The sequence below is a fragment of the Bosea sp. BIWAKO-01 genome (assembly GCF_001748145.1).
In the GTDB taxonomy this organism is placed as follows: Bacteria; Pseudomonadota; Alphaproteobacteria; order Rhizobiales; family Beijerinckiaceae; genus Allobosea.
This window is the reverse complement of the sequence record NZ_BCQA01000001.1, coordinates 4725829-4743407: the sequence shown is the minus strand read 5'-3', so window position 1 is coordinate 4743407 and position 17579 is coordinate 4725829. Positions and strand designations below refer to the sequence as shown.

General features: G+C 64.2%; 16 protein-coding genes. 13 read left to right on the top strand and 3 right to left on the bottom strand.

Going from position 1 to position 17579, the window contains the following annotated elements:
- The first annotated feature begins 42 nt into the window (after positions 1 to 42).
- Positions 43 to 1341: an NAD(P)/FAD-dependent oxidoreductase gene (locus BIWAKO_RS22210; protein WP_069880493.1), complete on the top strand. Its 1299-nt coding sequence runs from the start codon at positions 43 to 45 to the stop codon at positions 1339 to 1341.
- A gap of 121 nt (positions 1342 to 1462) precedes the next feature.
- On the opposite strand, the gene BIWAKO_RS22205 is transcribed toward BIWAKO_RS22210, so the two are convergent.
- Complete coding sequence (locus BIWAKO_RS22205; protein ID WP_069880492.1) at positions 1463 to 2218, bottom strand: IclR family transcriptional regulator; 756 nt, start codon at positions 2216 to 2218, stop codon at positions 1463 to 1465.
- Positions 2219 to 2325: 107 nt separating this feature from the next.
- Here BIWAKO_RS22205 and BIWAKO_RS22200 point away from each other — a divergent pair, with 107 nt between their 5' ends.
- The 7 genes from BIWAKO_RS22200 (at position 2326) to hpxZ (ending at position 10745) form a co-directional block, all read left to right on the top strand.
- Positions 2326 to 4026, top strand: a complete 1701-nt coding sequence (locus BIWAKO_RS22200; protein WP_069880491.1) for a thiamine pyrophosphate-binding protein — start codon at positions 2326 to 2328, stop codon at positions 4024 to 4026.
- A 61-nt stretch (positions 4027 to 4087) separates the two neighbouring features.
- On the top strand, positions 4088 to 4900 hold the full coding sequence (locus tag BIWAKO_RS22195) for a transporter substrate-binding domain-containing protein (RefSeq protein ID WP_069880490.1): 813 nt from the start codon (positions 4088 to 4090) through the stop codon (positions 4898 to 4900).
- 61 nt (positions 4901 to 4961) lie between these two features.
- Positions 4962 to 5666 (top strand): amino acid ABC transporter permease, encoded by a 705-nt coding sequence (locus BIWAKO_RS22190; RefSeq protein ID WP_141740182.1) that lies wholly within the window; start codon positions 4962 to 4964, stop codon positions 5664 to 5666.
- Entirely contained in the window at positions 5666 to 6433 is a 768-nt protein-coding gene (locus BIWAKO_RS22185) for an amino acid ABC transporter ATP-binding protein (protein ID WP_069882699.1), read from the top strand. Before BIWAKO_RS22190 ends, BIWAKO_RS22185 begins: the two co-directional genes overlap by 1 nt.
- 73 nt (positions 6434 to 6506) lie before the next feature.
- Entirely contained in the window at positions 6507 to 7949 is a 1443-nt protein-coding gene (locus tag BIWAKO_RS22180) for an aldehyde dehydrogenase family protein (RefSeq protein ID WP_069880488.1), read from the top strand.
- 458 nt (positions 7950 to 8407) lie between these two features.
- Entirely contained in the window at positions 8408 to 10195 is a 1788-nt protein-coding gene (locus tag BIWAKO_RS22175) for a peptide ABC transporter substrate-binding protein (protein WP_069880487.1), read from the top strand.
- 109 nt (positions 10196 to 10304) lie between these two features.
- A complete protein-coding gene (gene hpxZ / locus BIWAKO_RS22170) occupies positions 10305 to 10745 on the top strand; it encodes an oxalurate catabolism protein HpxZ (protein WP_244523515.1) in 441 nt (146 codons plus the stop codon).
- A 51-nt stretch (positions 10746 to 10796) separates the two neighbouring features.
- On the opposite strand, the gene BIWAKO_RS22165 is transcribed toward hpxZ, so the two are convergent.
- On the bottom strand, positions 10797 to 11807 hold the full coding sequence (locus BIWAKO_RS22165; protein ID WP_084651682.1) for an Ldh family oxidoreductase: 1011 nt from the start codon (positions 11805 to 11807) through the stop codon (positions 10797 to 10799).
- Positions 11808 to 11992: 185 nt separating this feature from the next.
- Between BIWAKO_RS22165 and BIWAKO_RS22160 the strand changes: the two genes are divergently transcribed.
- The 5 genes from BIWAKO_RS22160 (at position 11993) to BIWAKO_RS22140 (ending at position 16464) form a co-directional block, all read left to right on the top strand.
- Positions 11993 to 12862: a fumarate hydratase gene (locus BIWAKO_RS22160; RefSeq protein ID WP_069880485.1), complete on the top strand. Its 870-nt coding sequence runs from the start codon at positions 11993 to 11995 to the stop codon at positions 12860 to 12862.
- Positions 12859 to 13497 carry a fumarate hydratase C-terminal domain-containing protein gene (locus BIWAKO_RS22155; protein WP_069880484.1) on the top strand — a complete coding sequence of 213 codons (639 nt, stop codon included), beginning with the start codon at positions 12859 to 12861 and terminating at the stop codon, positions 13495 to 13497. Before BIWAKO_RS22160 ends, BIWAKO_RS22155 begins: the two co-directional genes overlap by 4 nt.
- Positions 13497 to 14480 carry an NAD(P)H-quinone oxidoreductase gene (locus BIWAKO_RS22150; protein ID WP_069880483.1) on the top strand — a complete coding sequence of 328 codons (984 nt, stop codon included), beginning with the start codon at positions 13497 to 13499 and terminating at the stop codon, positions 14478 to 14480. Before BIWAKO_RS22155 ends, BIWAKO_RS22150 begins: the two co-directional genes overlap by 1 nt.
- A gap of 101 nt (positions 14481 to 14581) precedes the next feature.
- Positions 14582 to 15385, top strand: a complete 804-nt coding sequence (locus BIWAKO_RS22145; protein WP_069880482.1) for a DNA-binding transcriptional regulator — start codon at positions 14582 to 14584, stop codon at positions 15383 to 15385.
- A gap of 95 nt (positions 15386 to 15480) precedes the next feature.
- Positions 15481 to 16464 carry a Bug family tripartite tricarboxylate transporter substrate binding protein gene (locus BIWAKO_RS22140; RefSeq protein ID WP_069880481.1) on the top strand — a complete coding sequence of 328 codons (984 nt, stop codon included), beginning with the start codon at positions 15481 to 15483 and terminating at the stop codon, positions 16462 to 16464.
- Positions 16465 to 16628: 164 nt separating this feature from the next.
- On the opposite strand, the gene BIWAKO_RS22135 is transcribed toward BIWAKO_RS22140, so the two are convergent.
- Positions 16629 to 17570, bottom strand: a complete 942-nt coding sequence (locus BIWAKO_RS22135; protein ID WP_069880480.1) for a DUF6282 family protein — start codon at positions 17568 to 17570, stop codon at positions 16629 to 16631.
- Positions 17571 to 17579: the final 9 nt, after the last annotated feature.

Sequence of the window (17579 nt, the reverse complement as noted above, 5' to 3'; positions counted from 1 at the left end):
CTTACTCCTAGTAAGCTGGCCGGACATTTCGGATATCCTTCTGTGGCGACGCAAAATGAATTCTCCGACCGCCATCATGTGGTCGTGGTCGGCGCCGGGTTCGGGGGGCTCGAGGCGGTCCATCGCCTCGCCGGTGCGCCTGTTCGGATCACCATCGTTGACCGTCGCAATCACCACCTGTTTCAGCCTCTTCTCTACCAGGTGGCCACCGCCTCGCTTGCGACGTCGGAAATCGCCTGGCCGATCCGGCATCTCCTGCGCAAGCGCCCGGAAATCACGACGCTGCTGGCCAGCGTCAATGACATCGACCCCAAGGCCAGGCGCATTATCCTCGATGACGGATCCACGCTTGCCTATGACAGCCTGATCGTCGCGACCGGCGCGCGGCATGCCTATTTCGGGCATGATGACTGGGAGCCCTTCGCGCCTGGTCTGAAGACCCTCGAGGACGCTACGACGATCAGGCGCCGCATTCTCCTTGCCTTCGAGAAGGCCGAACGGGAAACGGATGCGCTGAAACAGGCCGCACTGCTCACCTTCGTGATCGTCGGAGCCGGCCCCACCGGCGTTGAGCTGGCGGGCACGATCGCCGAACTGGCGCGCTCGACCCTTCCCGAAGATTTCCGCAACATCGATACCCGGAGGACGACGCGCGTGGTGCTGATCGAAGCCGCTCCGCGCGTGCTTGGCGGCTTCGCGCCCGACCTGTCCGCCTATGCCCATCGCGCCCTCGAAGGACTCGGCGTCGAGATCTTCCTCGGCCAGGCAGTGTCGCAATGCACGGCCGATGGGGTGGTCTATGGCGACACGACGCTTGCGGCGGCGACGATCATCTGGGCTGCAGGTGTGCAGGCCTCCCCCGCAGCGGGCTGGCTGGATGCTCCCGCAGACAGAGCCGGACGGGTCAAGGTCGAGGCCGATCTCACGGTACCCGGCAGGCCGGAGATCTTTGTCATTGGCGACACGGCCAGCGTGACTGCGCCCGATGGAAGCCCTGTTCCGGGCATCGCGCCCGCAGCCAAGCAGCAGGGAAAATACGTCGCATCGGGCATCTGCCTCAGGCTTCGCGGCGAGGATGCGCGACCCGCGTTTCGTTACAAGCATGCAGGCAGTCTGGCGACGATCGGGAAGCGGCTTGCGGTGATTGATTTCGGCTTCTTCAAGCTCCGCGGCGCGCTGGCCTGGTGGCTATGGGGCCTTGCTCATATCTATTTCCTGATCGGCGTCCGCAATCGGGTGAGCGTGGCCCTGAGTTGGCTATGGGTTCACACCCGCGACCAGAGAAGTTCGCGACTGATCACGCAGGGGCGCGAAAACAAAAGCCGACCGAAGCAACGATAGACCGTCCCTGGCGAAGAGCCTCACCGAGGCCGGCAGACCGCGCCGGCGCCATTTCGACAGGACGTGCCTGCCCCGATCGTCGTGAGGACCGTTTCAGGCGCCCCTTCAATGCGAGCACCCTTTACTTCGTCCAGCGCTTGTCTCCGACCCGAGCACCGAAGTGATGGGCGAACAGGAGCAGCGCATCGACAACCGACTGGTCGCTGCCGCCTTCGAAGGCAAACAACGGGTAGGAAACGCTGATGGCGATGTTCATGCCCTTATGCGGGTCCTCGAAGGCAACGGAGATGGCTTTCACGCCGTCGAAAAGCTCCTGATTTGAGATCGCATAGCCGCGCAATCGCGACATTGCGACTTCGCGCAGCAGATCGTCGATCGAAACCAGGGTCTGTTTCGTCACCGGATCGAGCGACGCAGCAAAGAGACTGCGTATCTCGGCATCCGGTTTGACGGCGAGAAGCGCCTTCCCCATGGCGGCGGCATGCGCGGGCAGCCTGTGGCCAGGCTCGACCGTGAACTGGATCGGCTGCGAGCCGCGCGCCGTCTTGAGGACGACGACCTCGGTGCCGGAAAGCACGCCCAACCATACCGTGTGCTCGGTCTGTCGGGCGAGCTCCTCCATTTCCTTCTGAGCCTGTTCCACCAGATCGAAATTCCGGTGAAAGCTGGCAGCCAGTTGCACGGCCAGGATGCCCGCCCTGTAGCGCTGCGTCGCGGGATCCTGCTCGATCAGCCCACCGCTCGCCAGCGAAGCCAGCAGGCGCGAGGCGCTGCTGCGCGTGACTTTCAAGTGGCGGCTGGTTTCGCCAACCCGCAGCTCGCCTCCAGAATTGACGAGCAATTGCAGCGCACTAACGGCCTTCTCAATCGATTTCATGAGCGCTCGCTTGGCGGCTTGACGCCGCGCAGATGTCCTGCGTACGATAAATAATCAACATGTTGCGTAATAAGCAACACTTTTTCGACTGTCAAGAGGAGACACCCATGCGGGGCACCGGCGGCGCGCTACTTTACGAAACCCTGAAGAGCTACGGGGTGACCTGCCTGTTCGGCATGGAGGATCCGATCCATGTGTTCCACGCCGTCGACCGCGCGTTCACGCGGATCGTCACGGTGCGCGACGAGAAGCATGCGGCCATCATGGCGCACGGCTATGCCCAAGTGACCGGCCGGCCAGGCGTGTGCGCCGCCACCTTCGGGCCGGGCGCGACCAATCTGATCACGGGCCTGCTGGAGGCGCAGCGCTCCTCCGTGCCGGTGATCGCGCTCGTCCAGGACCACCCGCTGCGGCTCAAGAACAAGAACGCCAGCAGCGCGCTCGATCATGCGGTTGCTCTTGCGCCCTATGTGAAGGACGTGACGCGGATCGATGCCCCGGAGCAGGCGGCCGACGCCGTGCGCAAGGCCTTCCGGATCGCGACGTCGGGGCGGCCGGGCCCTGTGGTCCTGCTCTGCCCTGGCGATGTCATGGCCGCCGAGGCTGAAGCGCAGACCTGGGCTGACCAGGCCTACACGCATTTTCCGGCCAACCGGGTCCGGGCGAGCCGCGAAGCCATCGAGAAGGCGGCAGAGCTGCTCGCGACGGCCCAGCGGCCGCTGCTGATCGCCGGAGGCGGATCGATCATCTCCGGTGCCGAAGAGGAAATCCGGATGCTGGCGGAGCTGTTCGACATTCCCGTCGCGACAACCATGACCGGGCGCGGAGCCATTGCCGATGCGCACCCGCTCGCCGCGGGCCCGCTCGGCTCCACCACGGGCGGACGCTATGGTCGCGGGCAGATCTCCAACACGCTGTTCGCCGAGGCCGACGTCGTCTTCGTGCTCGGCTCGCGCACCGGCCAGATCTGCTACAGCGACTGGTCGCTGCCCAAGCCTGAAACCAAGCTGATCCATCTTGATATCGACCCGGCTGAAATCGGCCGCAACTTCGCAACCGACATCGCCATGGTCGGCGATGTCCGCGATACCCTGCGCGACCTGATGGCCTATTGCGCTGATCGCGGCCTGGCCCGAACCAACCCGGAAACCAGGGCGCGGATCGATCAGCTGACGGAGAAGTGGAGGGCCGAGTTCCGGCCGGTCGCGGAGTCGGCGCAGACACCGATCCGGCCCGAACGCCTACTGGCCGAGATCTCGGCACAGGTCGATGAACGGACCCTCATCGTTACGGATGCGAGCTACATCACCGGCTGGGCCATGAGCCATATCGACGTTCCGGGCTCGGGGCGCTTCATCCTCTCGCCGCGCGGAACCGGTGGAATCGGCTGGAGCCTGCCCGCCGCGATCGGCGCCAAATTGGCCGACCCATCGCTCAAGGTCGTCTGCGTGACCGGCGACGGCGCCTTTGGCTACGTCATCAACGAGCTCGAAACTGCCGCCCGCTACGGCGTCGATATTCTCGTCGTCGTGTTCAACAACGGCACTCTCGGCTTCCAGCGGCATTGGGAGCAGAAGGTGATGGGCCGCTATCTCGAATGCGACTTTCTCGACATCGACTATTCGGAAGTCGGTCGGGCTCTGAAGTGCCGCGGTGAGCGCGTCACGGCCCCGGAGGCGATCGCTGCGGCCCTGGCCGGGGGGCTTGCTGCCGATGGTCCCTTCGTCATCGACGTCGTCATCGATCCCAACGCAACAGCACCGATCGTCGGCTTCGAGACCATTCTCGCCCACGACGCAGTCCATTGATGCGGTCGATCACCTCACGAGAGCCGATCTGTTCAACAGCGCCATACAAAAGGGGAAGAGCATGCTGAGAACCATCGCCAACGCGCTTGCGTCGGCCGCTGTCGCGGCGGTCGTCGCGCTGTCTGCTTCCGGAGCCTCCGCAGGCCCCACGCTCGATCGGATCATATCCGAAAAGAAGCTGGTCGTCGGAGTAGCCCCCTGGAACAAGTTCGTTCTGCTGAACCCGAAGACGAGCCAGTACGAGGGCCTCATCGTCGACGATATTCGCAATCTCGAGGCGATGACAGGTATCAAGGTCGAACTCGTCAATACGACCTGGAGCGGCCTCGTGGCCGGGCTCCAGGCCGGCAAATGGGACGTCATCATGAGTGGGCTCGGAGCGACACCCGAGCGTGCGACGGCCGTCGCGTTTGGAGAGGCCTTCGGCTATCTCTCGTCCACCGCCATGGTGCGCGCCGATAGCCCAGTGCGGACCTTCGCGGACCTGGACAAGGAGGGCAGTGTCCTCTCCGTGGTCTCAGGCACCGCTGCCCAGCAATATGCCCAGCGCACCTTCAAGAAGGCGAAGGTCACGCCCCTTTCCGATACGGGGGCGGCAGTGCTCGAGGTCATGCAAGGGCGGTCGACGGCCTATATCGGCGATTCCGTCTCGAATGAGTTGCGCGCTCAGGAGCGCCCGACCGAGCTGCGCAATATCAAGTTTGCCAGCGATCAGACGGAATGGACCAGCATGAACCACGCTGTCCGGTATGCCGATCTCGACCTGCTGGTCTTCCTCGACACCTATGTCCGCTCCATGAAGCTGCGGGGCTGGTACCGCAACCTCGCCGAGAAGTGGAACCTGCCGCCTGAACTGGCTGTCGGGCCGCGCTAGCCCGCGAACCTGGCAAGGGGGCGGATGCCCGCGGTGTATCCGCCCCCCGTCGCCATGGATCGTGTTTGCTCGGGTAAAATGCTGGTCGGATGAGATCATGAATTACACATTTCAATTCGGTGTTCTGACCGAATACGGGCCCTACCTCGCGGGCGGCCTCTGGCACGCGTGGTGGACGAGTTTTCCCAGCATCATCATCACGACCATTCTCGGCGTCGTGCTGGCGGCCATGAGCATGTCGCGGCGCTGGTTCCTGCGCGGCGCCTCGGTTGTGTTTGTGGACCTGTTCCGCACGCTTCCCGTCGTGGTCCTGCTGATCTGGATCCACTATGTCATGCCGATCCTGACAGGGATTTCGCTCTCTCCGACCATGAGTTCGATCATCGCCCTGTCTCTGAACGGGGCTGCACTTGCCTGCGAAGCGTTTCGCGGCGGCCTTGAAGCGATCCCGGCCACGCAAACCCAGGCCGCACAATCGCTTGGGTTCTCGCGCTGGAAAGTGATGCGTTACATCACATTGCCCCAGGCGTTCTTCGCCACCTTGCCGTCCCTCACCAATGTCCACATCACAGTCATCAAGAACGTGACCGTGACAGTATTGATCGCGGTACCGGAGGTCATGTTCCGGGCGCAGGAACTGACGGTCCAATTCTTCCGCCCGCTTGAGTTCTATACTGGCGCAGCCGTTCTGTATGTGGCGCTGATCTGGGGATACGCCCTGCTCATGCGGATGCTCGAAAGGCTTCAAAAATGGCAACCGATCTGATGACGGGCGCGCCGGCGACCTCGGCTCAGGCCTTCATCCGTATTCGCGACGTCCACAAATCCTATGGCGCCGTCAGCGTGCTCAACGGCATTTCCCTCGACGTCGCACAGGGCGAGGTGCTGGTGCTCTGCGGCCCCAGCGGTTGCGGCAAGAGCACGCTCCTGCGCTGCATCAACGGCCTCGAGACGATCAATCGCGGCGACATCTCGGTGGGCGGGCGCAATGTCGAAACGGCCAATCCCGATACGTTGCAGAAAATTCGCCTGTCGACGGGCTTCGTCTTCCAGAACTTCAATCTGTTCCCGCATATGACGGCGCTCGAGAACATCACCATCGCGCCGATGAAGATTCTCGGGACGCCGCCCCGCATGGCGACGGAGCAGGGCAGAAAGCTCCTCGAACAGGTCGGCATGGCGGAGAAGGCGAATGTCTACCCGTTCCAGCTCTCGGGAGGGCAGCGTCAACGCGTGGCGATCGCCAGGGCGCTGGCGATGAACCCTTCCCTGATGCTGTTCGACGAGCCGACATCGGCGCTCGATCCCGAGATGCGCGAGGAGGTTCTCCAGGTCATCCGCAAGGTGCACCAGGAGCACAATATGACAATGGTCGTGGTGACCCACGAGATCGGGTTCGCCAAGAGCGTCGCCAGCCGGGCCATGCTGCTCGATGCCGGACAGATCGTCGAGGAGGCCCCTGCCCGCGCCTTCTTCGAGAACCCGGCCGAGGAACGCACCCGCCGTTTCCTACGCGCCATCATCAACGATTGATCCTTGGCAATTGCCTTCCCCTCGCGCAACGCCGGCATTCATCTGCCGGCGCGCCGGCACACGAGTCCCTGCAATGATCCAGCCGAACTACATTGGCGGAGAGTGGCGTCACGCAAGTGAAGCGATCGCCAACATCAATCCGTCGAACACCAATGACATCGTCGCCCACTACGCCCAGGCCAGTCATGCCGACGTGCAAGACGCCATCGCCGCCGCTGCGACAGCCTTCGCGGCCTGGTCACGCTCATCGATCCAGCTCCGGCACGATATCCTGAAGGGTGTTGGCGACGAGATCCTCGCTCGCAAGGGCGAACTCGGGATGCTGCTCTCCCGCGAGGAGGGCAAGGTGCTGGCGGACGGCATCGGCGAGGTCGTGCGGGCCGGGCAGATCTTCCACTTCTTTGCCGGGGAGTGCCTGCGCCTGGCGGGCGACAGGTTGGCTTCGATGCGTCCCGGCGTCGAGGTCGACATTACCCGGGAGCCTGTCGGCGTCGTCGGGCTGATCACGCCCTGGAACTTTCCGATCGCGATTCCGGCCTGGAAGATCGCGCCTGCCCTCGCCTACGGCAATTGCATCGTCCTCAAACCAGCTGAACTGGTGCCGGGCTCCGCGCATGCGCTGGCTGACATCCTTGCCAGAGCCGGCGTCCCGGCCGGCGTCTTCAACCTCGTGATGGGATCGGGACCTGTCGTCGGCGAAGCGATCCTACGCAGCGATAACGTGGACGCGATCTCCTTCACCGGCTCCGTCTCCACCGGCCGCAAGGTCGCAGCGGCCTGCGTCGCTTCCGACCGGATGAAGAAGATGCAGCTCGAAATGGGCGGCAAGAACCCGCTTGTCGTGCTCGACGATGCCGATATCGAACTGGCGGTTGCGTGTGCGCTCAATAGCGCCTTCTACCAGACCGGCCAGCGTTGCACCGCGGCGTCCCGACTGATCGTCACCGACAAGATCCATGACCGCTTCGTAGAGCGCCTGATCGATGCCATGCACGGGCTCGTCGTCGACGATGCGCTCAAGCCGGAAGCAACCATCGGGCCCGTGGTCGACCAGAGGCAACTCGACCAGGACCTGCACTACATCCGCCTTGGTCAGGAGGAAGGCGGCCGGCTCGCTTGCGGCGGCGAGGTTCTCGCGCGCGCCACGCCGGGATTCTATCTGTCGCCGGCGCTGTTCACCGGGATCGACCAGACCATGCGGATCGCTCGCGAGGAGATCTTCGGGCCAGTCGCAGCCGTCATCCGCGTCAAGGACTACGACGCCGCGCTTGCCGCCGCCAACGATACGAGCTTCGGTCTCTCGGCCGGCATCTGCACGACGAGCCTCAAATATGCGAGCCACTTCAAACGCAACGCAGAGGCCGGAACGGTCATGGTCAATCTTCCGACCGCGGGCACGGATTACCACGCGCCCTTCGGTGGCCGCAAAAGTTCGTCCTACGGCCCCCGGGAACAGGGCCGCTACGCGCAGGAATTCTACACGACCGTGAAGACGGCCTACACCCTTCCGGCCTAGCCGCCAGAGGTGGAGAAGCGGCGCGCCGAATCACGGGCATTCTTCCGAAGTCCACTGCCCCGGGATGGCCGCCGTCCCGCGCAGGCCGCGACGCGGGTAATGTCAGCGCGCCGGTGGGAGCCGTTTCAGTCCCGAAATGGCATTCGGCTGGTCCCGGCCTGCGCCCCAGGTCCGGGGCATGTCTATCTTTGTGCCCTCTGCCAACCTCTTGGCGCAGGCCCAAGCCTTCTCCAAAGCCATGTCATAAAGCCGCGTTGCTTGCTGCGGCTGCAACCAATCCACGCCGATACGCTTCACTGCATGAACGCCCGCACGAAGGACGCATGCAGCATTGGCCATTCTGCAGCGCCCAGTTGACGCTTTCGCTGGCCCATGCCTTGCTGACGGCTGCTTGAGGGAAAAGCAGGGGGCGCAAGACCCCCGGATTATTGTCAATGGCCTGTCGGCGGAGGGTATTTATGAACGAGCACGACCTGCGAGGTTTGATCGCGGATGTGAAGGAAGGTGGCCTGTCGCGGCGTTCCTTCGTGCAGAAAATGGTGGCGCTGGGACTGAGCGCACCGATCGCAACCCAGATGCTGGCCTGGAACGGCGTCGCGATGGCCCAATCGGCCGACGATTACAAGCCGACCAAGGCCGGTGGCGGCGGGCCGCTGAAGATCCTGCTCTGGCAGGCACCGACCCTGCTGAACCCGCATTTCGCCAGCGGCACCAAGGACCAGATCGCCTCGCGCGTTTTCTTCGAGCCGCTCGCCGGTTGGGACAAGGACGGCAATCTCGTTCCCCAACTCGCCGCCGAGATCCCGACCAAGGCCAATGGCGGTGTGTCTGCCGACGGCAAGGAAGTGATCTGGAAGCTGAAGCAGGGCGTCAAATGGCATGACGGCAAGCCGTTCACGGCCGACGACGTCGTCTTCACCTGGGAATATGCCGCCGATCCGGCGACTGCCGCCTATACGACCGGCGCCTACAAGGACATCAAGGTCGAGAAGATCGACTCCCACACCGTCAAGATCATCTTCAAGGATCCGACGCCGTTCTGGGCCGATGCTTTCGTCGGCGTCGCCGGCATGATCATCCCGAAGCATCATTTCGGCGAGTACAAGGGCGCCAAGTCGCGCGAAGCCCCGGCCAATCTGAAGCCAGTCGGCACCGGCCCCTACAAGTTCGTCGAGTTCAAGCCGGGGGACCTGCTCACGGGCGAACGCAACCCCGACTATCACGTCAAGAACAAGCCGCATTTCGACACGCTCGAGGTCAAGGGCGGCGGTGACGCGGTCTCGGCGGCGCGTGCCGTGCTGCAGACCGGCGAATACGACTATGCCTGGAACATGCAGGTCGAGGACGAGATCCTCAAGCGCATGGAAACCGGCGGGCGCGGGCGCGTGGTGGTGGTTCCTGGTGGCGACGTCGAGTTCATCATCCTCAACCCCACGGATCCGTGGACCGAGGTCGACGGCGAACGTTCGAGCGTCAAGACCAAGCACCCGACGCTGAGCGATCCGGCCGTGCGCCAGGCGATCAACCTGCTGATCGACCGCGATTCGATCCAGAAGTTCATCTATGGCCGCGGCGGCACCGCGACGGCGAGCTTCGTCAACGAGCCGAAGCAGTTCAAGTCGCCGAAACTGAAGTATGAATTCAGCGTCGAGAAGGCCAACAAGATCCTCGACGACGCCGGCTGGAAGAAGGGCGCCGACGGCATCCGCGAGAAGGATGGCAAGAAGCTCAAATACGTCTTCCAGACCTCGATCAACGCGCCGCGCCAGAAGACGCAGGCGATCATCAAGCAGGCCTGCCAGCGCGCCGGCATTGATCTCGAGCTGAAGTCGGTGACTGCGTCCGTGTTCTTTTCCTCGGACGTCTCCAATCCCGACACTTACACCAAGCTCTACTGCGACATGGAGATGTACACCACGACGCAGCCGCAGCCGGATCCGGAGCGCTTTCTCAACCAGTTCACCTCGTGGGAGATCGCCAACAAGGAGAACAAGTGGCTGGGCCGCAACGTCTCGCGCTACGCCAGCAAGGAAGCAGATGAGGCCTACAAGGCTGCGCAGAAGGAGTTCGATCCGGTGAAGCGCGCCGCGCTGCTGATCAAGGTCAACGAGATCTTCTGCGAGGCCAACATCATCCTGCCGCTCCTGTCGCGCACGATCGTCGGCGCGTCGGCGAACAACCTCGTGCCCGATATCTCGGGCTGGGAAGTCACGACCTGGAACCTTGCGAGCTGGTACCGCACCTAGCAGTCCAGTGCTCTGAGACCGAATCTGGTCCATCGCTTTGCCGCCCGCTCCCATGCAAATGGGAGCGGGCGGAACTCTGATCATCCGATGACAGGGGCCAGCGGCCGGCTTGATCCGTCGGCGCACCACGCATGAAGGCCGCACCTTGCCCGACCTGACCCCGAATTTGCCCGATGTCGTTGCCGAAATCAGCGCATTGTTCGAACGCTACGAGCAAGCCCTGATCGACAAGGATGTGGCTATGCTCGATGCCGCATTCTGGGAGAGTCCACACACCATCCGCTATGCGTTGCATGAGAATGGCTATGGCTTCTCGGAGATCCACGCCCACCGCGTCGCCCGCCCGCCGGGGCCCGGCATCAAGGAAGAGCGGCTGCGGCTGGAGATTCTCACTCTGGGGCGGGACATTGCCACGGTGAACCTGGAGTTCAAGGTCCGCGGGCGGGACATGATCGGCCGGCAGAGCCAGACCTGGGCGCGCTTCCCCGATCTCGGCTGGAAGGTGATCTCGGCTCACGTTTCAACGATGGAGGGGCCGCGGCTCTGGTGAGCGGTTGCTCCCCCCTTTCGCGTTCACTGCCAGGGGTTCCAAATCCCCTGATCAGCCTCCGATGGCGCTGGCTCTCAACGCTGCAAGCGTCCGGCTATCGACCGCAACGATCTCCTGCCGAAGCTTCGCGTTCTCCCATTTCGCCTGGCCGGGCACACGGATAGCCGCAGCACCGGGCGCACGGCGCCCGCGACTGATGCGCTCCCGCTCGGCTGCGGCGCGGCGCGGCAAGGCCTCAGCGCCGAAAGCGCCCGGATTCAGGGTCAGGAACAGAAACGAGCAGTCATTCGGTTGCGCGGCGTCGCCGTAGAGCGCTTTCACCTCGGCGCCCACGGCACCACCGGACAGGAGCCCGCACAGCATGTCGACCGCAAGCGCGAGGGCAAATCCCTTGGGGCCGCCGGTGGGCAGAAGCAGCCCCTTGATCGCCTCGGCAGGGTCGGTGGTCGGAAGCCCTTCCGATGTTACAGCCCAGTTCGCCGGAATCGGCTCGCCGCGCTGCTGGTGATGGCGAATGCGGCCGAGAGCGCCTTCGCTCATGGCGACATCGACCACCACCGCAGGTTCGTCCGCGGTCGGAATGGCAATCGCGATCGGGTTGTTGCCGACAGCCGGCTCGGCCCCGCCGGGGGCTGGCATCAACGGCCGCGTATTCGACATCGCGACCCCGATCATGCCGGCCTCAGCGGCCTGGGCGGCATAGCGGCCGGCAGCACCGAAATGAAACCCATGACGCACGGCGACTGCGCCGATCCCGAAACTCCGGGCCTTTGCGATAGCCAGGGTCATGGCCTGCTCGGCGGCCAGATGACCGAGCATGTGGCGGCCGTCGAGAACCGCAACGGCGCCATGGTCGCTCACGCTGAGAGCTTCATCGTGCGGCGAGACCGAGCCCTTGCGCAGGCGTTCGATATAGAGCGGCACATGCATGAGCCCATGCGAGCTCAGCCCCTGCTGCTCCGCTTCGACCAGGGCTTCGGCAATACGGCGCGCACCGGCGGGAGAGAGTCCGGCGCCGGCAAAGAGAGCGGCAACCTCCGCGACAAGATCGGCAACGCGCATCGGAACGGCGCTTGGTATCTGCGACATCATCAGGCCTGTGACTGTGAAACTCGATCGATCCTAGGAGGGGCTGGATATCAAAGTATGCACAGCGCGCTCATTTCATGGTGCGAAACGCCAGCGCTTTGAACCGCCCCCCTGTCCGGGCCCGCTAGGTTGGGCAGAGATGAACTGGGCAGCGGCGCATGGCAATAACATATGATCTGGTGAAGGAGGTCACGGCCAATCTCTACGACTGGTCGCTGCGCCGGATCCCGGAGACATCGAAGAGCGCCCTGCGCAATGCGGTCGAGACCGAGACCGTGCCTCATGCGAGCAAGACGCTGGCATTCATGCTCGACAGTGCCGAAACGGCAGAGCGGACCGGGCGTTTCCTGTGCTCCGATGCAGGGGTTCCGAGCTATGCCGTGAAGATCGGATCGGGTGTCCGCATGCAAGGCGACATCCGCCAGGCCATCGTCGACGGCTTCGAGCACCTGGTCCAGACGATCCAGCCGCCGATCCTGCGCTTCGTCACCCATCCGCTGACAAATGAGCGCAGCTACAAGGGCAAGGACATGCCGCTGGTCTCCTATGACCTGCTTGGCGATGTCGACTACATGGATATCACCTGCGCGCCGAAGGCGCTCGGCGGAGGCCGTTGGGCTGCGATCGAGACGCTGGTCAGCCCGAGCCGCGATGAGATCGAACGCTGTATCCTCGAGATGGTGATGCGAGCCGGGGGGCAGCACTGCCCTCCCGTGGTGATCGGCGTCGGTATCGGCGGCACCTTCGACCATGCCGCCAAACTCTCCAAGGACGCGACCCTGCGACCATTCGGCGAGCACAATCCGGATCCGATGGTCGCCGATATGGAGGAGCGCCTGACAAGGGCGGTCAACCAGACCGGGTTCGGGCCAATGGGCGTCGGCGGCTCGACCACGACCTTCGGTGTGCATATCGAGTATGCGTCAGGCCACGGCTTCACCCCTGTCGCAGTCTCCTTCAATTGCTGGATCAACCGGCGGACACGCGCGAAGATCCACAATTCAGGTGTCGTGGAGCGGATCGAATGAGCGCCCTCGACCTACCCCGCCTGAAGCTGCCGCTGACGCCTGCCGCGGCTCGGAATCTGAAGCTCGGCGATCTCTTCCTGCTCGATGGCGAAGCGGTGGCGACAGTCGGTATGCCCACGCAGAAGCGGATGCTGTCCGAGGTCGCCGCCGGTCGCGAGATGCCGACACCGATGCGGGGCGGCGCCTTCTTTCATATGGGCGTCAGCTATGACGAAGTGGGGGGCAGGCCGGGGCGCCACCATTATGTCAATCCGACGACCTCGAGCCGCTTCAACGACCTGATGCCTGGCTTGATCCGGGGGCTCGGCCTGACCTCCGTCGGCGGCAAGGGCGGATTGTCGCGCGAAAGCGCGGACGCCATGCGCGAGATCGGCTGCATCTACTTTTCCTTCGTCGGCGGCGCGTCGGCGCTGCTCAGCGAAGGCGTCGAAGAGGTCGTCGACAGCGCCTGGAACGACCTGATCATGCAGTTCCGGCTGAACCGCATCAGGTTGGGAGGATTCGGACCGGTGACGGTTGCGATCGATGCCCATGGCAACTCCATTTATGAGCGCCTGATGACCTCGGCCCAGGCGCGCCTGCCGGAGATCCTGCAGGCCCTGCGGGCTCTCTCTCCTACCGACGAGAAAAATTGATGCGAGCGATCGAGATCACCCGCCCCGGTGGGCCGGAGGTGCTGGCCTTTTGCGAGCGCGCGTCCCCTGCGCTTGGCCCCAATGACGTCCTCATCCGGGTCCGGGCTGCGGCCGTGAACCGCCCGGATGTGCAGCAGCGGCGCGGGCTCTATCCGCCACCGCCCGGCGCGACCGACCTGCCTGGCCTTGACGTTGCAGGCATCGTCGAGGCCGTCGGCGCGGAGGTGGAATGGCCCAGGACGGGCGACGCGGTCTGCGCGCTCGCCAATGGCGGAGGATATGCCGAGCTCTGCGCCGTGCCCGCGGTTCAGTGCATGCCCATGCCGAAGGGAGCGAGCTTCACTGAAGCTGCCGCACTGCCGGAGGCCTTCTTCACCGCCTGGAACAATGTGATCTGGCTTGGACGGCTCGCGGAAGGGGAAACGCTGCTCGTGCAAGGCGGCACCAGCGGCGTCGGCATGGCAGCGATCCAGATCGCCAAGAGCTTGCGGCAGGCCCGCGTGATCGCGACGGCAGGGACAGCCGCGAAGCTCGACATCTGCCGGCAGATCGGCGCCGATCACGCAGTCAGTTATCGCGACGACTGGGCGGCCGAAATCATTGCGGCAATCGGCGCAGAGCAGGTCGACGTCGCACTCGACGCGCAGGCCGGCCCCTACACCGAGAAGCAGCTGCAGCTGCTTGCGCCCGACGGCCGAGTCGTACTGATCGCCAGCCATCTCGGCCAGATGGCGGAAGTCAACGTTCGCAACATCGTCCGGCGTCGCCTGACCCTGACGGGTTCGACCCTGCGCCCACGCCCGGCCGCCTATAAGGGGCGGATCGCGTCGGAGCTTGTCGCCCATGTCTGGCCGTTGCTCGAGAGCGGACGCATTCGCAACCACATCTGCGCAACCTTCGACTGGCGCGATGTGCGCGACGCCCATGCCCTGATGGACGCCGGCGAACAGGTGGGCAAGGTCGTCCTCACGCTCGATGGCTGACACCAGCGTTTGACATCGCTTCGGGCAACAGGTCTCCTTGGCAACGAGCAGGCGGATGCCCCAGCATCACGCATAACAATCCGTCTGGCTGGGACCGCCTCTTGCCCTCGTTCACGCCCGTCCAGTCCGTCGTCAAGGCGCTCGACCTTCTCGCCGAAATCAACCGCAGCGGATTGGCCACGGTCGGCGATCTCCATCGGCGAACGGGCCTGCCCAAGCCGACGATCGTGCGGCTCCTCGAAACGCTCATCGCCACCGGCTATATCATGCGCGACAGCCGTGTGCGGGGGTATCAGGTGACCTCCGGCGTGAACCGGTTGAGCGCCGGCTTCCACGGTGCGCCGATGGTGATCGAGGCCGCGCGCCCCTGGGCGACGGCCCTTACCCGGCAAATCAAATGGCCCTGCGCCGTCTGCGTCCTCGACTACGACGCCGTGATCGTGCGTTTCAGCACCATACCCGACAGTCCGATTTCCCCGTTCCACGCAACACTCGGCCATCGGCTGAGCCTGGGAGGGAGGGCGCTCGGGCGGGCCTATCTCGCATTCTGTCCCGAAGAGGAGCGTACGATCGTGCGCACTGCAATGCTGGCTTCCCCGGACCCCGAGAACAGCGGTCTCGGCGACGAGGAGTTGGAACGGCTGATCGCCCAGGCGCGCTGGCGCGGCTACACCGAGCGCGATCCCGCCGTCGAGCCGCGCACGTCAGCGACGATTGCCGTTCCCATCATGCTGGGCGAGCGCGTGCTCGCGACCTTCGGCGTCACCTTCTTCCGGTCTGTCGTGGCGACGCCCGATGACCGCGCGCGGATCATCCATCCCCTGAAGAAGGCGGCGGCAAGCATCGAGACGCAACTCAAGGCGCTGTCCCAATCAATGGGCGTCGCGTTTCAGGATGAGAAATAGGCTGCCTTCCCAACCTCCATCGCCAGGAAGCCGCGCATAGTTCCGGGGCACAACCGCGCCGAACGATCGGTTGACGCTCCGGAGGAACAGCCACCATGTCATTGTATTCTCGCCGCGCGTTCGCGGCGTCGCTCGTCGGCCTCGGTGCTCTGGCGAGCACGCGGGGCGCGCTCGGTCAGAGCTGGCCGGCACGGCCGGTGACCATCATCGTCCCCTTCCCGGCCGGCGCGGCCACCGATGTCGTAGCGCGCCTGCTGGCGGAGAGGCTCCGCGCAGAGCTGGGGCAAGGTTTCATCGTCGAGAACAAGCCTGGTGCCGGCGGCAACCTCGCCTCGGCCAGCGTCGTGCGCGCCGCCCCGGACGGGCATACGCTGTTCGTCTCCTCGTCCGGGCCGCTCGTCACCAACAAGCTGCTCTACAAGACACTCAGCTTCGATCCGCTCGTCGATTTCGAGCCGATCGCCATGATCGGCGATGTGCAGGTCGTGGTGGCGACGCACCCTTCCCTGCCGGTCAAGACATTGTCCGAGCTGATCGCCTACGGCAAAGCCAATCCGGGCAAGCTCACCTTCGGAAGCCCGGGCTTCGGCCTGATGGGGCACATCGCCGGCGAACTGATCCAGCGCAAGGGCGGTTTCCAGATGACCCATGTGCCTTATCGCGGTTCTGCGCCGCTTGCGACCGATCTCCTCGCAGGAATCGTCAATGTCGCCGTCGATTTCTTGCCGCCCTATATTCCACATGTGAAATCCGGAGCCATCCGCGCACTCGCGGTCACGGCCGAAGAGCGCGCGCCGCAACTGCCTGATGTGCCGACCCTGTCGGAAGCGGGGTTGACGGGCGTCAACGCCTCCTCCTGGTATGCGATCGTCGGGCCCAAGGGCCTTCCCGAGCCGATCTCGCGTCGGATCAGCATGATCGTGAACGACTATGTGCTGAGCGCGGAGGGCCGGGCGAAGCTCGATCCGATCGGCGTGCGCTCACTCGGCGGCGGACCCGACGTCGTCCGGAGGGCGCAGGCACAGGAAATCGCCAAATGGAGCGAGGTCATCCGCACGGCCGCCATCGCCCTCGACTGAGCATAAGCCCGAAACGCGGATTGCGGCTTTCGGGACAGCCGAAGCACACAGAAGGTTAGATCATCGGGCCCGATACGATATCGGCCCGGTGATCCAAACCTTCACCGCAAAGAAAAACCCCGGGTGAGCGCAACCGCTCACCCGGGGTTTCTGCGTTCTCAGGATCAGGCGGCGCTCGGCGGACCGGCGTCGAGATTCAGCAATGTCGCCGCATGTCCGCCGACCATCGACCTGATGTCCGTCTCGCCGAACTGCAGGTCGAGCAGGCCACCGACGATCTCGCGATAGCCATCGACCGGGCGTGGCGAACCGAGCAGGCCGAGATCGGAGCACAGCAAGGTGCGCTCGACACCAGCGACCTCGATCAGATGAGCGAGGTCCGACATCTCGTATTTCTTCGAGCGCCCTTCGACGAACATGCAGATCGAGTGCTCCATATAGGCACCGAGCGAAACGAGTTGGCGGATGTCTGCATCCGTGCAGCCCACGATATAGGTCGGGTGGTTGACGATCATCTTGCGGACGCCGCGCGCACGCGCCTCCTCGAACACGAGGTGGAGTTCAGAGGCATGGAGGTGGCCGCCCGCGAGAACGATATCCCCCTCGGCGATCAGGTCGAGGATCTGCTTGACCGCGTCCGTCACATTGCCGCTCACATCGAGCGCGGTGAGTGGCAGTGCATCCAGCATCTTCCCCGCGGTCTTTGGGAAGGTCTTGACGGCGCCTGACGCCAGGACCGCGATATGGTTCGCGGCCGAGAGAGTCGGCAACCAGACGATCTTGCCGCCGATCTTGATGCAGTGGTCGACGGCATGCGGATTGAACCCACCCGAGGCATTGTTCAGCGCCACGCCGGAGAACAGCTTCAAGCCATTGTCGGGGAAGAGCTTCTCCAGCATCACGGCATGCGAGGTGCCGAGGTAGAAATGGTCCTTGTAGACGAGCGCGCGGAACTTCGCGGAGGCCGCGTCGAGCATCGCCTCATGATGGTCGAGGATGCGCGGCATCGCCGCGGGTCCGCTGTGACAGTGCAGGTCGACCGCACCGACGAGCAGATCCGCGACCTGCCGGGCACGGTCGATTTGGGGGGCCTTGTCCAGAAGCATGCTGAAGTC